The sequence below is a fragment of the Geosporobacter subterraneus DSM 17957 genome (assembly GCF_900142145.1).
GTDB classification, from domain to species: Bacteria; Bacillota; Clostridia; order Peptostreptococcales; family Thermotaleaceae; genus Geosporobacter; species Geosporobacter subterraneus.
Window position 1 is genome coordinate 1 of the sequence record NZ_FQZV01000050.1, and the last position, 15,839, is coordinate 15,839.

Annotated in this window: 17 protein-coding genes and 1 riboswitch; of the genes, 15 read left to right on the plus strand and 2 right to left on the minus strand. The window is 40.3% G+C overall.

Features of this window, described 5'->3' with window-relative positions; genetic code table 11:
- The 12 genes from BUB56_RS15260 to BUB56_RS15315 form a co-directional block, all read left to right on the plus strand.
- Positions 1-145, plus strand: a 145-nt coding sequence (locus BUB56_RS15260; protein WP_190014205.1) for a transposase, incomplete at its 5' end; no start/stop codon positions are given.
- A gap of 232 nt (positions 146-377) precedes the next feature.
- Positions 378-959, plus strand: a complete 582-nt coding sequence (locus BUB56_RS15265; protein ID WP_207640887.1) for a TetR/AcrR family transcriptional regulator — start codon at positions 378-380, stop codon at positions 957-959.
- A gap of 23 nt (positions 960-982) precedes the next feature.
- Positions 983-1,330, plus strand: coding sequence for a phasin family protein (locus BUB56_RS15270; protein WP_069974311.1), 348 nt, complete (start codon positions 983-985; stop codon positions 1,328-1,330).
- A gap of 161 nt (positions 1,331-1,491) precedes the next feature.
- Positions 1,492-2,478, plus strand: coding sequence for a 3-oxoacyl-ACP synthase III family protein (locus BUB56_RS15275; RefSeq protein ID WP_028309350.1), 987 nt, complete (start codon positions 1,492-1,494; stop codon positions 2,476-2,478).
- A gap of 57 nt (positions 2,479-2,535) precedes the next feature.
- Positions 2,536-4,236, plus strand: a complete 1,701-nt coding sequence (gene ubiB, locus BUB56_RS15280) for a 2-polyprenylphenol 6-hydroxylase (protein WP_028309349.1) — start codon at positions 2,536-2,538, stop codon at positions 4,234-4,236.
- 33 nt (positions 4,237-4,269) lie between these two features.
- A complete protein-coding gene (locus BUB56_RS15285; protein WP_110942169.1) occupies positions 4,270-4,995 on the plus strand; it encodes a putative ABC transporter permease in 726 nt (241 codons plus the stop codon).
- Positions 4,943-5,464, plus strand: a complete 522-nt coding sequence (locus BUB56_RS15290; protein ID WP_028309347.1) for an HD domain-containing protein — start codon at positions 4,943-4,945, stop codon at positions 5,462-5,464. Before BUB56_RS15285 ends, BUB56_RS15290 begins: the two co-directional genes overlap by 53 nt.
- Positions 5,465-5,518: 54 nt before the next feature.
- Positions 5,519-6,466, plus strand: a complete 948-nt coding sequence (locus BUB56_RS15295) for a YidC/Oxa1 family membrane protein insertase (RefSeq protein WP_051534233.1) — start codon at positions 5,519-5,521, stop codon at positions 6,464-6,466.
- A complete protein-coding gene (gene dxs / locus BUB56_RS15300; RefSeq protein WP_084296094.1) occupies positions 6,429-8,360 on the plus strand; it encodes a 1-deoxy-D-xylulose-5-phosphate synthase in 1,932 nt (643 codons plus the stop codon). The genes BUB56_RS15295 and dxs overlap by 38 nt, the downstream gene beginning before the upstream one ends.
- A gap of 15 nt (positions 8,361-8,375) precedes the next feature.
- Positions 8,376-8,693 carry a PadR family transcriptional regulator gene (locus BUB56_RS15305; protein ID WP_028309346.1) on the plus strand — a complete coding sequence of 106 codons (318 nt, stop codon included), beginning with the start codon at positions 8,376-8,378 and terminating at the stop codon, positions 8,691-8,693.
- Positions 8,694-8,883: 190 nt separating this feature from the next.
- Positions 8,884-9,474 (plus strand): dihydroxyacetone kinase transcriptional activator DhaS, encoded by a 591-nt coding sequence (gene dhaS, locus BUB56_RS15310; RefSeq protein ID WP_028309345.1) that lies wholly within the window; start codon positions 8,884-8,886, stop codon positions 9,472-9,474.
- An 89-nt stretch (positions 9,475-9,563) separates the two neighbouring features.
- Positions 9,564-10,670, plus strand: a complete 1,107-nt coding sequence (locus tag BUB56_RS15315) for a DUF2974 domain-containing protein (RefSeq protein WP_028309344.1) — start codon at positions 9,564-9,566, stop codon at positions 10,668-10,670.
- A 32-nt stretch (positions 10,671-10,702) separates the two neighbouring features.
- Here the strand turns inward: BUB56_RS15315 and BUB56_RS15320 are convergent, their stop codons facing one another.
- The gene (locus BUB56_RS15320; RefSeq protein ID WP_028309343.1) at positions 10,703-11,410 is read right to left on the minus strand and encodes an acyl-[acyl-carrier-protein] thioesterase; all 708 of its coding nucleotides are present in this window, start codon (positions 11,408-11,410) and stop codon (positions 10,703-10,705) included.
- Between the two features lie 145 nt (positions 11,411-11,555).
- Positions 11,556-12,596 (minus strand): hypothetical protein, encoded by a 1,041-nt coding sequence (locus BUB56_RS15325; RefSeq protein WP_110942170.1) that lies wholly within the window; start codon positions 12,594-12,596, stop codon positions 11,556-11,558.
- A gap of 172 nt (positions 12,597-12,768) precedes the next feature.
- Between BUB56_RS15325 and BUB56_RS15330 the strand changes: the two genes are divergently transcribed.
- From BUB56_RS15330 to BUB56_RS15345, 3 genes are all read left to right on the plus strand, one after another.
- Entirely contained in the window at positions 12,769-14,151 is a 1,383-nt protein-coding gene (locus tag BUB56_RS15330; protein WP_028309341.1) for a radical SAM protein, read from the plus strand.
- 235 nt (positions 14,152-14,386) lie between these two features.
- Complete coding sequence (locus tag BUB56_RS15335) at positions 14,387-14,605, plus strand: helix-turn-helix domain-containing protein (RefSeq protein WP_028309340.1); 219 nt, start codon at positions 14,387-14,389, stop codon at positions 14,603-14,605.
- A 44-nt stretch (positions 14,606-14,649) separates the two neighbouring features.
- Positions 14,650-14,739, plus strand: a riboswitch (cyclic di-GMP riboswitch).
- A 593-nt stretch (positions 14,740-15,332) separates the two neighbouring features.
- A complete protein-coding gene (locus BUB56_RS15345) occupies positions 15,333-15,713 on the plus strand; it encodes an RNA polymerase sigma factor (RefSeq protein ID WP_051534232.1) in 381 nt (126 codons plus the stop codon).
- The last annotated feature ends 126 nt before the right edge of the window (positions 15,714-15,839 follow it).

Here is a 15,839-nt window from a genome sequence, read left to right on the forward strand (position 1 = left end):
CATCCGCTTAAAGTTGATCAAGATTGCATCAAAGATAATCCGATCAGCAAGATATATTACATTCAAACTTTGTAGCAGCTGCCCATATAAAGAGGAATTCTACGAAACCTTTGAAAACATAAGGCGACTCCCAAAGTTTGAATAGCAAAAACAGTGAACCTTGGCAATTTCAAAACGGGAAAAATAACCCAAAAACAACTATTACGGGATAAGTCTACCCTTTTTTAGGAACTTTTTCCTTTATATAGATTTTTAAAACTGATAAAACTCAATTTTGAGGGTCTAAATTCATTTTTTAGATCTTCATGAATAATTCAGGTGTAATATAATAAAACAAATTGGTCGGATGTCCGAATTAACAAGTAAGGAGCTATGCCATGAATAACGAAATGGAAAAAGCGAACCAATCCCAAAAAATATTACTTGCTGCATTTGAGTGTATTTCATCAAAAGGTTATGCAAATGTATCATTACGAGATATTGCCGATGAAGCAGGGGTGGTTCTAAGCCAGCTTAACTACTACTATAAAAATAAGGAGGGGTTGTTTACAGAGGTAATAAATATGATGATGCAGAAGTATCTGCAGGAAGTAGAAAGTCATTTAAGTAAAGGAACCACTGCCAAAGAAAAAATATTATCACTTATTATGTATTTTCAGGAAATGCTAGACGAAAATCCTAAGCTTTTCAGACTATTGTATGACTTTACCAGTATGGCACTCTGGTCCGCTTCATTTGGTAAACTGCTCCGCAGCCTGTTTGAAGATTTAGCAAACTTAATAGAAAAGCATGTCCTGAATAATATACCTGCAAAAAGCAATTTACGGGGCTATACCCCTAAATCCATCGCCCGAATGCTTTTTGGTGCGATGTTTGGAACTGCCATACAGGTCATTTTAGACCCTCAAGAAAAAAAACTGCCTGAAGCGTTAAGGGCAATCGAATTAGTATTTGAGTAAAAATATGAAAGGAGACATCATTTATGTCAAATCTGTTAGAAAAGTCATTCAATATGGGGTTAGGGCTCTTTGCATACTCAAGAGAAAAAATTGAGAATATGGTGGATGAGCTTGTTAACAAAGGCGAAGTTGCCAGAAAAGATGCACAGGGGTTTGTCAGCGACCTTGTAAAAAAAGGTGAGGAACAGCGGGAAGAATTAAAGAAAATAATCAGGGATGAAATCAAAGATTCTTTGGATCTAAGTAATCTTGTCAAAAAAGATGACATAAGAGAAATACTGCGTGAAGAGCTTTTGAGTGTGATAAACGATGAAGGAATCGCCAGAAAAGAAGACATCAGCAATCTTAAGAAAAGCTTGAATTCAAAGTAATAAATTTGTTTATATTTACCCTTTAGAACTTTTTTGTAGCGTTGTTAGTACGGACGTCCGATTATTGTTAAAAAATTATCAGAAGGTAATGCACGGAAAGATTGAAGGCTGAAACAAGGTCAGAAATTTAATAATAGGATGAAAAGGGGTTATATTCATCTGTGAGAAGCGTAGGAATTTTAGGATATGGATATTACCTGCCCGATTTGGTCTTAACCAACCACGAACTGGCCGGGCGTTTCGGGAAAACCGAAAACTGGATAGAAGAAAGGACGGGGATAAAAGAAAGAAGGATAACCGAATTCAACGTAGCTACATCGGACCTGGCTGTAAAAGCTGCGTTATCAGCGCTTGATAGAGCAAGCCTATCGCCGGGAGATATTGATTTGATTATCGTTGCTACCACAACACCCGATATGATATTCCCTTCAACTGCGTGTCTGATTCAACATGGGATAGGTGCATGCAACGCAGCAGCATTCGATGTTTCCGCAGCGTGTACCGGGTTTATGTATGGGCTGGACATTGCCGTAAATTATGTATCATCGGGGCAGTATAACAATATACTCTTGGTTGGGGCTGACACCTATTCAAGAATTACTAACTATGATGACCTTACCACGAGCATTCTATTCGGTGATGGAGCAGGTGCGGTTATCGTAGGGGAAGTACCGGAGGGTTTTGGCACCCTGGGAAGCATAATGGGTGCGGACGGTTCAGGGGCGGATTTGCTAAAGATACCGGCAGGAGGTTCAAGACTGCCTCTGACTCATGACCTTTTAGACGGCAGGTTGAATACAATCGCCATGAACGGTAGAGAAGTTTTCCAGTTTGCAGTAAGGATTTTTGAAAAGATGATAAAACAGGTTGTTGATAAAACAGGGGTGGGACTGGAGGATATAAGCTTAATAATACCCCACCAGGCAAATAAACGGATACTGCTCTCCGTTTCGGAAAGACTGAAAATGCCCCCGGAAAAGATGTATTGCAACATCGAATATTACGGCAATATGTCTTCGGCTTCCATACCTGTCGCTTTGTCCGAGGCATGTAACAATGGCAAAGTTAAAAAAGGCGACATATTGCTGTTAACCGGATTTGGAGCAGGCTTAACCTGGGGAGCCAGCCTGATGAAATGGTATGACTGAAATCGGGTTACAATAGAATTAAAGCTACAAAAAATACTGGAACAGGCTGTGATATAATTGGTTGTTATTAGCCGCTACAGACATATTAAGAGGTACAGGCAGATTATCCTGGTATTTGCCAGGCATGGCTTTGGTACGCTTATCGATCAACTGGGGATCTTTGACTACCTCAATATAAAAATTAAGAAAAGATTCGGGAAGGACAAAGATGAGAATAGTAATGAAAAGCTTTCAATCGGCGAACGTTTGAGGCTTTCGCTGGAGGAACTCGGCCCGACATTTGTAAAGCTTGGTCAGATAATAAGTACAAGGCCAGACATTCTTCCTCCTGACGTAATTGCAGAACTCGAAAAGCTGCAGGATGCCGTCTCTCCTTTTCCCTTTGAGGATGTAAAGTCCCTGATAGAAAGTGAATTTGACGACAAGCTTCAAAATATCTTTAAGGAATTTAACGAGATACCCCTGGCAGCTGCATCCATGGCCCAGGTGCATCTTGCCCGGCTGAACTCAGGCAGAAAAGTGGTAGTAAAGGTGCAAAGGCCGGGGATTGAACGGAATATATACCTGGACTTAAAGGTACTGGCAGACCTTGCATCCTTTATCGATAACCACACCAAATTCGGAAAGCTTTACGACTTTACCAAAATGGTACAGGAGTTTGAAAGCACACTAAAAAATGAACTGGATTTCAGGTTCGAGGGGGAAAATGCTGAAACATTCAAGGAAAACTTCTCTAAAGACAAAGGTGTTAAAGTGCCTGATATTAGCTGGATTCATACGACAAGGCGTGTACTCACGATGGAGTATATAGAGGGAATACGCCTTAACGATTTTCCTGCACTGGATAAGGCCGGGCTGGATCGAAGAGTAATTGCCAGAAATCTTGCGGTATCAATATTCAACCAGATTTTAAGGGATGGTTTTTTCCATGGAGATCCACACCCGGGCAATATTATGGTCATGCCCGGTAATGCGATTGTTTTCCTGGATTTGGGGATGGTAGGCAAGCTAAATGAAGAGCGCAAAGCCCAGTTTTTAAAAATGCTGATGGGAATAGCTTTTAAGAACAGCAGGTTGATTATACAGGCTATTGTTGGACTGGATGCCATGACACACCATATAAATATCAAAAAACTTGAAAAAGAAATTGATATTATGCGGGATAAATACCTGTCGGTACCTTTGAATGAAATAAAGGTAGGTGAAGTGTTCAACGAGATTTTCAATCTCGCATTTTCTTATAATATAGTGATTCCCGGCGAGTTTACGATGCTTGCAAAATCCCTTGTTACACTAGAAGGGTTGGTTGAAAAGCTTGATCCGGAGTTGAATGTCCTGGAAATTTCAGAACCTATTGCAAGGAAACTTATGTTCAAGACATTTTCCCCTGAAAAAATTGGCAAGGAAGTTTTTGGCGGAGTATTGGATTACGGAAGCTTATTAAGAGAATTCCCCTCCTTTTTGCTCAATTTTTTAAGGAAAATGGAAGATGACGAATTCACCATGCAGTTTAAAATGAAAGGTATTGAACGCATTGAAAAACGAATAGACAGGATTTTTACCAGACTATCCTTCAGTATCATACTGCTGGCTGTCAGTATAATAATTGCAGGAATTGTTGTAGGTTCAGGGATGAGTGCCCATACCGGTGCAGAAATATATGTTCTTAATATAACTGTCTTAAAGGTAGGCTTGGTTATAGCCGGCATAATGATTGTCGGTCTGATCCTTTCAGTGCTCAGGTCAAACCGCTTTTAAGGACTGCATTATAAATGAAAGGGGTATAGAAGTGTGAGTGGATTTTCAGATTTGGTGTTATTCTTTGCAATATATTCTTTTTTAGGTTGGTTAATGGAAACAATATTTGCAAGCATAAACGAAAGAAAGCTAATCAATAGAGGGTTTTTAACCGGTTTCTTTTGCCCGATCTATGGATTTGGCGCTATACTGATTGTTCAATCTTCAAAGTGGGTTACCGTTGTTTTTGAAGATTATTCGACATCATTATTCATAAGCATATTGTTTTCGATTCTTTTGGTTACTGCATTGGAGTATATCACAGGATTTGCTTTAGAGAAAGTTTTTAACTGCAAATGGTGGGATTACAGCAATAATGTTATGAATCTTAAGGGATATATATGTTTGCAATATTCACTTCTCTGGGGTATACTGGCATTTTTTTTGGTACAGGTGGCACATCCTGCTCTTTCAGAACTGGTTTTTTCCGTACCTGTGTCAACGAAGGGCTATATTGCAACGCTTATAATCCTGTACTTCCTGACGGATACCGCGAAGTCTGTACTTGATGCCCTGGATTTAAGAGAAGTGATTATTAATTATTCGAATTTACCGGTCAATAAATATTATGAAAAGATCATTAAATATAAAAGGTTTTTCCTTGCATTCCCCCGGCTGTTAATTTTAAATGCAGGTATTTTAAACCGTGATATAAGGAGCATTTTGAATGATAGAATTGATAAAATCAAAGTTGAACTTAAGAGCAGATTCCTCCCATGAGGAAGAATATAAAGAATGTATTAGTGATCTGATTCAACATGAGATGGTAGATTCAATGAAAAATTTTATACAGCATGGTGATATAAACTGCCTTGAGCACAGCCTATTTGTGTCATACATCAGCTATCTGGTATGCAGGCAGCTGGGATTTGACTACCGTTCAGCAGCCAGAGGTGGGCTACTGCATGACTTTTTCCTGTATGACTGGCATACAGGAAAGCCGTATAAAGGACTGCATGGATTTATTCATCCTCATATTGCATTACAAAATGCAAACAAATATTTCAATTTGAATGACAGAGAAAAGGACATCATACAGAAGCATATGTGGCCTTTAACCATAAGATTGCCAAGGTACAGGGAAGCTTTCGTTGTGCTGCTGGCAGATAAATATTGTGCATCTATGGAGATTGTCAAATTTGGCAGCGGGAAAAATGTTCATAGATTAAAAGAGATATTAGAAATATGAATTTACAAATATGTTTTATGTAAAAATGCTGTAATGTGCGAAAGAAGGTGTATGATGCTTGACTTTATTGCAATTCCCATGGGATATGTGTTGAAATTTATATATGATATGCTTGCGTTTAAAAATTATGGTATTGCAATCATACTGTTGACGGTTATGGTAAAAACACTTTTACTACCACTTTATATAAAGCAGTATCATTCAACATCAAAGCTTAGCGAAATTCAGCCTCAAATGCAGGAAATACAAAAGAGATATAAAAACGATAAGGAAAAGCTGAATGAAGAAATGATGAAACTTTACCAGGAAAATAAAGTAAACCCTGCTGGCGGCTGTTTGCCGCTGCTGATTCAGATGCCTATTCTTTTTTCATTATATTATGTAATCTCACAGCCTTTGAGGTATATGGTTGGAAAGTCACCGGAAACTATTTTGCACTTATTCGAAAAAATACCGATAGGTCCCGATAGAATATCAAATATACGTGACTTGAGCATTATCACTTACTTCGGGAAGCATACGGAGGAATTGGCAAGTGTTAGTCAAATGCTAAAAAAAGAAGAATTGCTTAATATGAATTTTCTTGGTATTAACCTTGGGGCAATTCCTACATGGAATTATCAAAAGCTTTTTGGAGATGTTGTAGGTGCACAAAATCTAATTTTGCTTCTAATTCCAATATTATCAGCAATTACGACCTATATCTCTGTTAAATATTCTATGCAGCAAACACCTCAGACAAGTGATAACCAAATGCAAGCATCCATGCAAAAAAGCATGATGTGGGTGTCTCCTGTCATGACCGCATTTATTTCTTTCAGCGTACCTGCCGGTCTGGGCCTTTACTGGATTGTGGGAAATATTTATCAGATAGCCCAGCAAATGTTTATGAACAGGTTTGTTATAAAAAAGAATGTGAAGGTGGAAGTGGAAAATAAAGAGGTGAAGGAAAGGAAAAACTCCGGTGGACAATCTATTAGGACGCATCAACGTGCCAAGTGATATCAAAAAACTGAATAGAATGCAATTGAAGCAATTGGCGGAAGAAATCAGAAAGCTTCTGATAGGATCAGTATCAAAGACGGGAGGTCATCTGGCTTCAAATTTGGGTGCAGTAGAGCTTACGATTGCACTCCATTTTATTTTTGATTCTCCAAAGGATAAAATTATATGGGATGTTGGACATCAGTCCTATACCCATAAAATTCTTACAGGCAGAAAGGAAAGATTCGGTACACTCAGGACGCTAAATGGCATCTCCGGCTTTCCCAAAGCAAGTGAAAGTGAGCATGATATTTTTAATACCGGGCACAGCAGTACCTCCATATCTGCTGCACTGGGTCTTGCAAAGGCAAGGGATATTAAAAACGAAAACTACTCCGTTATTTCAGTAATCGGAGATGGTGCCCTAACCGGAGGAATGGCTTTTGAAGCATTAAATGATGCCGGAAGGTCATTGAACAACTTGATTGTAGTCCTTAATGATAATAATTTTTCCATAAGACAAAATGTTGGAGGGCTTTCAAAGCATTTGGCGCAAATAAGGACAGAGCCCGCTTATTTCAAGTCAAAAGAGCTATTGGAACAGGCTTTTAACAGAATACCAGGTATTGGTGAGCCTCTTGCCGAAGGCCTGAACAGAATTAAAGGTGCAATCAAATATATGATCATGCACAGGACCTTGTTTGAAGAGCTTGGGTTTAAGTATTTCGGTCCTATAGACGGACATGATTTGAATGAGCTTATCGATATCTTTTCAAAGGCTAGGTTTATAAAAGGGCCTGTGCTGATTCATGTCCGTACCCAAAAAGGGAAGGGCTACGGGCCGGCGGAGGAAAAACCCCATGCTTTCCACAACGTATCCTCTTTTGAAATACGGTCCGGTGAAACATTGAATGATAAAAAAGATAGCTATTCGGCTATTTTCGGGAAAGAAATGGTGAAACTTGCCGGAGAAGAATGCAAACTCGTAGCCATTACCGCTGCGATGCCGGACGGTACGGGACTCAACGAGTTTTCCCAAAAATATCCGAAAAGATTTTTTGATGTGGGCATTGCTGAACAGTATGCCGTAACATTTGCGGCCGGCATGGCAAAAAGCGGACTTAAGCCTGTTTTCGCAGTATATTCATCCTTCCTGCAGCGGGCTTATGATCAAATTCTTCACGATGTTGCAGCGCAGAATTTGCACGTGACATTTGCTATAGACAGGGCTGGCGTTGTAGGTGAGGATGGAGAAACACATCAGGGAATCTACGACTTGTCATACCTCAGTCATATACCTAATATGTCTATTCTTTCTCCATGCGATTACAGAGAGCTTAAACAGATGTTGAGATATGCTGTCATGGAACATAATGGACCTATTGCAATAAGGTATCCCAGAGGAAAAGGCAAGGTTGTATTATCAGATATTAAAGACCCGGTAACCTGGCATAAAGGGATAAGAATTTGTAAGGGTACTGATGTTACCATTGTTACGGCCGGGAATATGGTGGAAACCTCCCTTCAAGTAGCGGCGACACTAAAGAATGAGGGAATTTCCGTTGATTTAATTAACGTTAGATTTCTGAAGCCCCTGGATGAAGAATTGATCATCGGTTCCGCAACGAGAATAAAGAAAGTAGTGACAATTGAGGATCATTCTATAATCGGAGGACTTGGAAGCAATGTTTTGCAGCTGTTAAACAGGTATGAACTTAATATTGAGATTAAAATGTTTGGCTTTCCGGACCACTTTATCGGGCAGGGTACGCGAAGCGAGCTATTCAGGATATATAAGCTTGATGCGGATTCCCTGATTCACGGAATTTTACGACTGCTGAGAAAAAACAAATTAATATTGAAAGACAGTGTACATGGTGTTTATTTGGGCAATAGATCAAAACTCAAATAGAAGGGAAAAAGTGTTATGGACATTCATCTAAAAAAAGGCATAATAGAGATTTGCATTTTAGCAATTTTATTTAGTAAGGATGCTTATGAATGTGAACTGAGCATGACACTTCAAGATGCGTTTGAGACATCGGAAATTATAATATATTCTCTGTTAAAAAAAATGCAAAAAGAAGGATTTATTAAAAGTGGTATAAAAGAAACCTCCAACAAAACGATGCTGAAATTTTACGGCATTACATCCGAAGGGAAAGATCAATTTGAGAACCTGAAGTATGAGTGGTATGAATTAAATCAAGCTGCAAAGCAATTTATAGATAGATTTATAGTCTAGGCTAAACAGCTTTTAGATTAATAATTAATAATTATAAGAAACAGCCGAGGTAATATTTTAAACGCTGCAAATGTACTTACGGTATTTAGGCTTTCATTGGTACCTATGTTTGGATTTTTTTACATATGGGAAACTGTCCATTAGCGGTATTATGGGCAATTATGCCCGGCTTGGGGAGAGGAGGTTTATCATGTCGGATTCAAACATTACCAAGCTGGCACTTGCCAATTCCTTAAAGGGACTTATGGCAAAGAATGCCTTCAACAGGATCTGCGTGAGCGATATTGTTGAAAATTGCGGGCTGACAAGGCAAGCATTTTATTATCATTTCAAGGACAAGTATGATCTTATGAACTGGATTTACTATACCGAAACCGCCCGCTTGATAAGCTCCTATAACACGGTAGAGCATTGGATGGACGGTCTGGTGGATTTGTGTAATTATATGCGGCAGAACAAGGCGTTTTATATTAACGCGCTCAATACAACCGGACAAAATTCTTTTCAGGAATATCTACATGATTACATCCGGGATATCTCGATATCAATAATAGAAAACCTTCAAAATGCAGAATTTGAAGAAGAAAAATGGGGATTTATTACCGAATTTATATCTACTGCTTTTGTCGGCATGATTGTACGATGGGCCAACAAGGGTATGAAAGAGGAACCGGCGGAGTACGTAACGAAAATTCGCAGCATTTTTGACGGAAGTATTTTTTGCGAACTTGAAAGCCTGAGCCAAAAGGTATCTGCGGAAAATCCGGCAGAATCGGAATAAAGCTATCGGACGCACATTTTTTTGAATTATATTTGTATGAGAACGGCATTGCTTGTAAAGAATTCTAAATTGGAATAGGAGCAGGTGATATGAAAAATATTATAGATTATACAAAAGTAATGGAAGATACTTTTGAAAATAGACAATTCAATGCTGTTGACAGCCTGGTGTTATCCCAATTGGCGTATTTGTATTACGATGGCGTCGTCCCCGGCTTATCGGATATTTCATCGCCAGTGCCGATCCAGGAAGTTGCTGCTATAGAGAATCCTGATACATTATATCAAGATGTGAGGGATCGCAAAAGCAACCGGCAACTGCTCTTTGCGTTCGCAAACAGTCCGCGGTTTCGTGACACGAAACTGGCTTTTTATGTGAATCAAATAGATAACACGGCAGAGAAGCAGTTCTCCGCCGTCACCTATCTTCTGAGCGATAATTCAGCATACATTGCTTACCGAGGCACCGATGCAACCTTTGTCGGATGGAAAGAGGATTTTAATATGGCGTTCACAAGCCCCATTCCGTCGCAAGACGAAGGCGTTGCATACTTGAATGCCGTTGCCGACAAAATTTCATGCAAATTAAAAATTGGCGGGCACTCAAAAGGAGGAAATATTGCAGTCTATTCCTCTATAAAATGCCGCCGGTCGGTTCAGGACAGGATCACACATATCTTTGATCATGATGGACCCGGATTCAAGGATGAGGTCTTTCAAAGCGACGGCTATTTGACAGTAAAGGATCGAATCCGCAAAACCATGCCGCAGTCCTCCGTGATTGGGATGCTTTTGCAGCATCAGGAAAAGTATTCCGTGGTGAAAAGCAACCGCATCTGGCTTATGCAGCACGATCCCTTTTCATGGCTGATTGACAGTGATGATTTTGAATATATTTCGTCGATCACCAAAAGCGCGCTCTATATGAATGAAACACTGAACCAGTGGGTTAACTCCCTGAACGACCAAAAACGGGAGCTATTTGTGAATACTCTGTATAATGTGATCAAAGCAACAAATGCTACGACATTTTATGACCTGATGGGAGATTGGCAGAAAAGAGCTTATGCCGTGCTTGGTGCAATGAAAGAAATTGATGATGAAACAAGAAGGTTTCTGTTTCAGACCATACGCTCACTATTTATTTTAGCTATGAAGAACATTCGGGAAATAAGAAAACATGACCTAATTTTATGAGCGGTTATTGCCTGGATATGTACCGGCATACCTTAGGAAAATTCCATGATTACATACGGATTATCCTGTGAATCAAGCAGAAGCACATACCAATTCGCTGAAGGTGCCTTTATCATTTGGGGATACAACAGATCACCCAGTTTTGCAGGCCTCTTATATTCGATTCTTAATCTTTTGATTCCGAAATTCTCCGGCAAAAGTTCCAGTGCAGCCTCAACATATTTCACATTGTTCATATGGTGATATATATCGATATCATTGCGTTTGACTGTAACAGCATCCATACGCTGACCTGGCATATCCGGGAGAATAATCTTTTTATCCAGATACTCCATATCAATTTTCTCGTCGAAGGTAACCTTGTCAATTTCACTTTGCGGCAGCCTTACCATTCTACCTGTACCCAGATTTACAAATGCTCCGAGGCTCCATGTCAGCAGACAGGACAGGCCGTTTTCACCATATAGGACCGTATTCCGATAACCAAAGAAACTCTGGCATGCAAAGATACTGGTTTTCACAGTAATCTTTTCGCCGCATACCGGCAGCCGTATAATATCCACCTGCCTTGATAAGACAAACATACCTAGATTGTTCCCGACAAGAAAGTCTCGGAAAGAAGGCTCTGATTCCAGCCATAACAATGAACAATCCTGAAGGATGTCCATAGCTCCCGTAAGCTTCATAGTTCCGTTACTGCCTGTACGGCTGGCACAAACACGATCTTTTATTTCATACAAGTCAAAACCACTCCCCCATTTACTGTTTGAAAAAAATGCATTTTATCATTATCATAAAGGTATCATAGAAGTTAAGAGAGCTGGCCTCGCAGCAAGCCCCTTTTGCTTGATATCTATCGATATGCTTTATTGCCTCAAAACAGGATCAGAAGCTTGTGCAAAGCCGCGTGCTCTGAAGTATTTCAAAAAGCGATTTTGTAACCACATCTTTTGCTTTGATGTATTCACAATAAACCCTTTCTGCCAGGTTAATCGCTGTGTAACCATTGCCGGAGAGGATTTTTTCACTGATAATACGCATATCCCGGAACCATTCCAGCGTAATTAATGGTTGCCCTTTTTCCCCTCTTTCTTTGCACGCAAATGCATGGACTGCGTCCCTGCATGTATCCGGGACGCCGTTTTCGGCGATGTATGTTCCAAACAGATTGCCAAGGCTGATCGCAGAGCGAATATACTCCGGGGCTGTCACTTGTTTTATCGTATTCTCGCTATAGCTTACATGAAAGCCATATAGGCAACGGTTTTGCTTTAATAACCGGAATGCGTTTACATCGCTTTCACAGCTGAAATCCATGTTTGTCACCTGCACGGAAACCATCGCATTATGGATTTTACCGAGAAATTCGGCAGTTTGCTCCAAAATTAAGCCGGAAGGCACTTTCAACACGAATAAGCATTCTTCAAACCGTTTTGCGATTTCGCATATGGAGAGAATATCGTCTTTTTCGTGCGGACAGATGATATAGCTGTAAATGCCTAATTCCTTGCCTTCCCCGATAAGATGCTCCATCTGATGAAAAATAGCAGGATCTGATTCAGAAATATCAAAAATGAGGAGCCATGGAAGCATAAATCCTAAATCCTCCCGCCTTTTTTTTAGTTTATTGGCTCCATAGATCAGACTGCTGTATCCCAAATTCAAGCCGACTTTTTTTATCGTATCGTTATCAACATCGGAAAGAATCCTTGTGACCAGTGAATTATAGGGGTTTCTCGGGTTGGCAATTACCTTTTGGGCGGTAGAAAAAAACCACTTCTGATTTTCACTTTTTGAAAACAGCAGGCCCAAATCAATCAGGTTTCTAATACTACGTCTTGTATTACCTTTCATATCTTCCATAGCTTTGCTAATAGCTATATTGATTGCCTGCCTCACCAACCTATGCTGCAACTCCAATATCAAACAACTCCTTCCTAAATAAGTACACTCCTAATATACTCTAAAATGAAGATGCACTCTATTTACAGATATCTGTTTGTGTAAAGATTCTTTACACAAGCTGTTTTTGTTTAATTACTCAGAATATGCGATATGGTAAACTTCATCATAGATAAATTTAGTTGGAGGTCATATTATGAACAAAATAATCAGTTCAACAGGTATGAAGCTGGCATATGCCTATTTAAATTCCAATCCTGAAAAAAATATCCCAAAACTTATGGATTGGATAGACCGTTTTGATAGAAACAACGAAATGGAAAGTCAGCGCAAGGCAATCCGCAAGATCATCGAAGATAAGGACAATAACTGGTATAAACTGATCCTCAGCATGTGGTCGGATATTAATCCTAAAGTGCGGAAGGCATTTTTCAATAATTTCATACTGAATGAAAACTTCACCGGATGGCCCATACAGGAGGCAAACCGGGAAAAGTACGGCTGCAACATACCATGGGCAATCTTGATGGACCCCACTGCAGCCTGCAATCTCAAATGCACCGGCTGCTGGGCAGCAGAATACGGTAAAAATTCTTCCATGAGCCTTGAAATGATGGACAGTATCATTAAACAGGGCAAACAACTGGGCGTGTATTTTTATCTGTATTCCGGCGGAGAACCCCTTGTCCGCAAAAAGGATATTATCACGCTTTGCGAGAAACATAGCGATTGTTTGTTTTCCGCCTTCACAAACGGCACGCTTATTGACGAAGATTTTGCCGATGAAATGCTGCGTGTCATGAATTTCGTACCTGCCATCAGCATTGAGGGCTTTGAAGATGCCACGGATTCCCGTCGCGGCAAGGGCACCTATCAGGGGGTCATCCGAGCTATAGAGATTCTCAAACGGAAAAAGCTGATCTTTGGTGCTTCCCTCTGTTATACCCGTTATAACACTGAGGTGATCGGCAGCGAAGAATTTTTTGATTTTATGATTGACAAAGGAGTGAAATTCGCATGGTTCTTTACCTATATGCCGGTGGGCGCGGATGCGGTCCCCGACTTGATGGTAACCGCCGACCAGCGTGAATTTATGTATCGCCAGATTCGTCACTTCCGTGAAACAAAACCTCTGTTCACCCTGGATTTCTGGAATGACGGCGAATATGCAGCTGGCTGCATCGCTGGCGGGCGCAGGTATTTGCATATCAATGCTAACGGGGATATCGAGCCATGTGCGTTTATCCATTATTCAGATTCCAACATTTATGAAAAAACCGTTCTTGAGGCACTGCAGTCCCCATTGTTCATGCAGTATCATATGAATCAGCCCTTTAACGATAACCATCTGCGGCCCTGCCCTCTGCTGGACAATCCAGGTAGACTGACAGAGATGGTAGAGGTGTCCGGTGCAGCCTCGACGGATTTTATCAAACCGGAGGACGTACACAGCCTGAGCTGTAAGTGTGTGAATACCGCAGAAAAATGGGCTGTGACTGCGGAAAGGCTTTGGACCGAATCACATGGTTGCGCCGATTGCGTGAAATGCGGGGGAGAGGCTCGAAAAGCTGCCGGTTGAAAAAAACTGGAGCTTTCTCCAGCCTGCACTGTATTCAAAAGCATAGATAAATCCTTCGGAGTAAAAATTTGTTCTGCAGAGAGGTAATAGGATGTTTGGTAAAAAAAGTCTGTCAAAAGTAGGTATACCATTACAGTCAAGGATTACGACAATTAGGACTATGCATTACCTAAAGGGATTTATTCTATGATTATAATATAACGAACGTACGAATTAGTATAAGGGATGAATCATTATGGCTATTCTTGTAAATTTAGAACACTTATTGCTGCAGCAAAAAATAAATTCCATCGGGTTAGCAGCAAAAATAAACATCACTAAGACAAATTTATCAATCTTGAAAACAAATAAAGCAAAACTAATCCGGTTCTCAACACTTGACTCAATTTGTAGAATATTGAATTGTCAGCCTGGTGACATACTAAAGTATGTGCCAGATAACGAAACTTCATAAAATATCTACTTCAATTAAAATAGATTTTAATTTTCATATGAATCAAGCACTAAGGGCAAACCTGCCGAAAGGCAGGGACGCAAAGCCATAGGGTCTACGGTGCTTACCGGCACTATGACAGCCTGGTTGCCGCAGAAAGAATATGTGTCTAAACCTGCCATTCTTAGCGGCAGGTTTTTTGTCTTTTTAGAGTAAAGGGTAAGCGGCTTTGCTGGTGAAAAATTGCAATATTTTAAACAGCAAGGCCGCTTGCTTATTTCGACATAAAATGACAGCGTTTTTGGGACATACCTATCCAGATCGGAGCTTTCATTTTGAGTAAGTGAGGTGCAGACAGATGAGAAATCAGACTCTGTTGAAGCGAAAAAAGTTAAAATAGCTCACCTCCGAAGGTATAAGGGTTATACCATTGTTGAAGTCGCCCATAACATGAAGGTACACCTTCCACCACCCTGGAATGACCCAGTGAGGCTGTTCTTTCTTCGATTTAATATAGCCTGCAAAGCCCAAAAAACCGCAATTTGCTTGCCGCAAATTGCGGTTTTTTCTTTGACAAAATATCTGTTTTTACAACCTTTTCCAAGCTTATATTACTTTTCTCTTTCAAAAAAAATTATAGAAGCGGACAAGCCTGGCTTTTCCGCGCTACTGCTATATTCCTCAGGCTGCCGTTCTCCTCCTCGAATTCTGGATTTTCAAAAAAATTCAGGATTCGGAGGAAATGAACGTGACAAATCATATTGATTGGGACGAGCTACTCAAAAGAGAGGACAAGCTCCTTGCCAATTCCGACCGCAAGCACCGGTATCATTTCAAGTCGATGGACAGCATGAGCGAAGAACTCCTGTTTCAGGAAAGCGTGTTAAAGTATCAGGAACATGAACCGGAAGCGGTAGAATCCGAGGACTTTATTGAAACCATAAAGAATGAAAAGCTGGCCAATGCACTGCGGCAGCTTACGCCTAAGCAGCGCAAGGCGTTGGAGCTTGCCTACTGGAAAGGCTATAAACATTGGGAAATTGCAACTGCTATGGGCTGCAAACGCAATACGGTAACAGAACTTCTGGCAAGGGCGCTGGAAAGGGTCAGCCGGTATATGGCTGATTAACCGTCCTGGGTGGGATAGTGCGTAAAAACACTGTCCCGCCTTTTTTGATGTAAAAAATATTTTAAAAATTTTTTTAAAATACGACCTTTTACCCTCTCCCATCTCCGATAGGTGAGGACCCTTTTG

Bases quoted from the DNA above. Each gene is read 5' to 3' on its own strand.
- BUB56_RS15295 (WP_051534233.1), top strand. From the start codon at position 5,519: ATGCTTGACTTTATTGCAATTCCCATGGGATATGTGTTGAAATTTATA.
- dhaS (WP_028309345.1), top strand. From the start codon at position 8,884: ATGTCGGATTCAAACATTACCAAGCTGGCACTTGCCAATTCCTTAAAG.
- BUB56_RS15315 (WP_028309344.1), top strand. From the start codon at position 9,564: ATGAAAAATATTATAGATTATACAAAAGTAATGGAAGATACTTTTGAA.
- BUB56_RS15270 (WP_069974311.1), top strand. From the start codon at position 983: ATGTCAAATCTGTTAGAAAAGTCATTCAATATGGGGTTAGGGCTCTTT.
- BUB56_RS15305 (WP_028309346.1), top strand. From the start codon at position 8,376: ATGGACATTCATCTAAAAAAAGGCATAATAGAGATTTGCATTTTAGCA.
- BUB56_RS15335 (WP_028309340.1), top strand. From the start codon at position 14,387: ATGGCTATTCTTGTAAATTTAGAACACTTATTGCTGCAGCAAAAAATA.
- BUB56_RS15330 (WP_028309341.1), top strand. From the start codon at position 12,769: ATGAACAAAATAATCAGTTCAACAGGTATGAAGCTGGCATATGCCTAT.
- BUB56_RS15265 (WP_207640887.1), top strand. From the start codon at position 378: ATGAATAACGAAATGGAAAAAGCGAACCAATCCCAAAAAATATTACTT.
- BUB56_RS15290 (WP_028309347.1), top strand. From the start codon at position 4,943: ATGATAGAATTGATAAAATCAAAGTTGAACTTAAGAGCAGATTCCTCC.